This window comes from Mesorhizobium sp. M7A.F.Ca.ET.027.03.2.1, assembly GCF_003999175.1.
GTDB lineage: Bacteria > Pseudomonadota > Alphaproteobacteria > Rhizobiales > Rhizobiaceae > Mesorhizobium.
On record NZ_RZOM01001091.1, the window covers coordinates 1 to 2060 of the forward strand.

3 protein-coding genes are annotated in these 2060 nt (G+C 63.4%); all 3 read left to right on the top strand.

Annotation, left to right across the window (positions count from 1 at the left end):
• Nucleotides 1–620, top strand: a 620-nt coding sequence (locus EN750_RS31545; RefSeq protein WP_281062348.1) for a flagellar basal body rod C-terminal domain-containing protein, incomplete at its 5' end; no start/stop codon positions are given.
• Nucleotides 621–624: 4 nt separating this feature from the next.
• The gene (locus EN750_RS31550; protein ID WP_127399041.1) at nt 625–1668 is read left to right on the top strand and encodes a flagellar hook-associated family protein; all 1044 of its coding nucleotides are present in this window, start codon (nt 625–627) and stop codon (nt 1666–1668) included.
• 29 nt (nt 1669–1697) lie between these two features.
• Nucleotides 1698–2045, top strand: coding sequence for a flagellar biosynthesis regulator FlaF (flaF, locus tag EN750_RS31555; protein WP_023810018.1), 348 nt, complete (start codon nt 1698–1700; stop codon nt 2043–2045).
• The last annotated feature ends 15 nt before the right edge of the window (nt 2046–2060 follow it).

A 2060-nucleotide genomic window follows, 5' to 3' on the forward strand; every position in this document is an offset into this window, starting at 1 on the left:
TGCGCGACGGCGTCGCCTCGACCATGCAGAGCCAGCTCGACGAGACCGCGCGTGGCCTGATCACCGCTTTTGCCGAGACCGCACCCTCGATGGCCAATGCCGCCGGCCTGTTCACCTGGTCGGGAGCGCCGGCCGTGCCGGCCGCCGGCACGCTGGTCACCGGCCTTGCCGCGTCCATCAGCGTCAATGCAGCGATGGACCCGAGCACCGGCGGCAACCCGACGCTGCTGCGCGACGGCGGCGCCAATGGTGCGGCCTATGTCGCCAACACGGGCGGCGGCGCGTCCTATTCCACCCTTCTGGTCGCCTATGGCGACCGGCTCGACCAGCCGATGACTTTCGACCCCGCCGCCGGCGTTTCGGCAACCTCCAGCGTATCCGACTACGCCGCCAGTTCGATCGGCTGGTTCGAGGGCGTGCGCCAGCAGGCTTCGACCGCCTCCGATGCCAAGGAAGCACTGGCATCGCGCAGCGCAGAGGCGCTGTCCAACGCGACCGGGGTCAATGTCGACCAGGAAATGTCGTTGCTGCTCGACCTCGAACACACCTACCAGGCATCGGCCCGGATGATGAAAACCGTCGACGACATGCTGACGGCCTTGCTTAACGCGGTGGGATAATTCCATGACTTCAGTATCCTCGGCCGCAATCTCCAATGCCATGCGCTCCCAGCAGATGCGCATGCAGGCCGAACTCGTCAAAGCCACGAAGGAAGCGTCGACCGGCAGGGTCGCCGATGTCGGGCTGGCTCTCGGAGGGCGCACCGCCCAGTCCGTCACCTTCTCGCGCGATCTCGACCGGCTCAACGTCATTATCGATTCCAACGGCCTGGTCGGCGCCAGGCTTTCCTCGACACAGACCTCGCTTGGCCAGCTCTCCGGCGCCGCTCAGACCTTCCTGTCCGCCCTGACCACCGCTTCCTCAAGCGACTCGTCCAACAGCCTCACCCGGGACTCCGGCAAGGCGACCATCCAGCAGCTGACCTCGATCCTCAACACCAGCGTCAATGGTGAATATCTGTTTGCCGGCACCAACACCGACGTCAAGCCGATCAACGATTTCACGGCTGCCGGCTCTCCCGCCAAGGCTGCATTCGGTACCGCTTTCCTCACCAATTTCGGTTTCACCCAGGACGACCCGGCAGCGGCCAACATCACGGCCGCCCAGATGGACGATTTCATCACCAACGATGTCGCGCCGCTGTTCACGGGCGCGGGTTGGCAGGGCGACTGGTCGAACGCCACCGACCAGCAGATCGTCAGCCGCATCGCACTCAACGAAACCACACCGACTTCGACCAGCGCCAACAGCGATGGCATTCAGAAACTCGCCATGGCCGCAGCCATGGTCAGCAGCCTGATGTCCAGCAACATCAGCCAGGCGGCGAAGAATACGGTTGTCAGCCGCTCCACCACACTGGTTGGCGAAGCGCTGAGCGGCATTGGCCAGCTTCAATCCGAGACCGGCATCGTCCAGAAGCGGGTTTCCGATGCCAACGATCGGATGAAAACGCAGGTCGACCTTTTCGAACGGCACATTCTCGATCTGGAAGCCGTCGATCCGGCGGCAGCCGCAACACGGGTCGCGGACCTGACACAGCACATCGAAACGTCTTTCGCGTTGACCGCACGCCTGCAGCAGCTCAGCCTGTTGAATTACCTGACCTGACAACGCTTAACGGAACGGTAGCCCCAACGATGTACCAATTCTCCTACGCCGACATCCAGAGCAACTCCGTTGCCGACGCGAAGGACCGCGAGCGGGAGCTTCTGACCCGCTCGATCGACATGCTGGCGGCGGCAGCAGCGGCCGGCCACGATTCGATGGAAGCGATCGAGGCGCTTCACTTCACCAACCGCGTCTGGACCGCCTTCGTCGAGGATCTTGGCTCCAGCGACAACGCCCTGCCCAAGGAACTGCGCGCCAACCTCATTTCCATCGGCCTGTGGCTGCTGCGCGAGGCGGAGGACATCCGTCAGGGCCGCACCAACAATTTCGAAGGGTTGATCGAGGTGTCCCAGATCATCAGGGACGGCATTCAATGACCAACACCCTGAAGA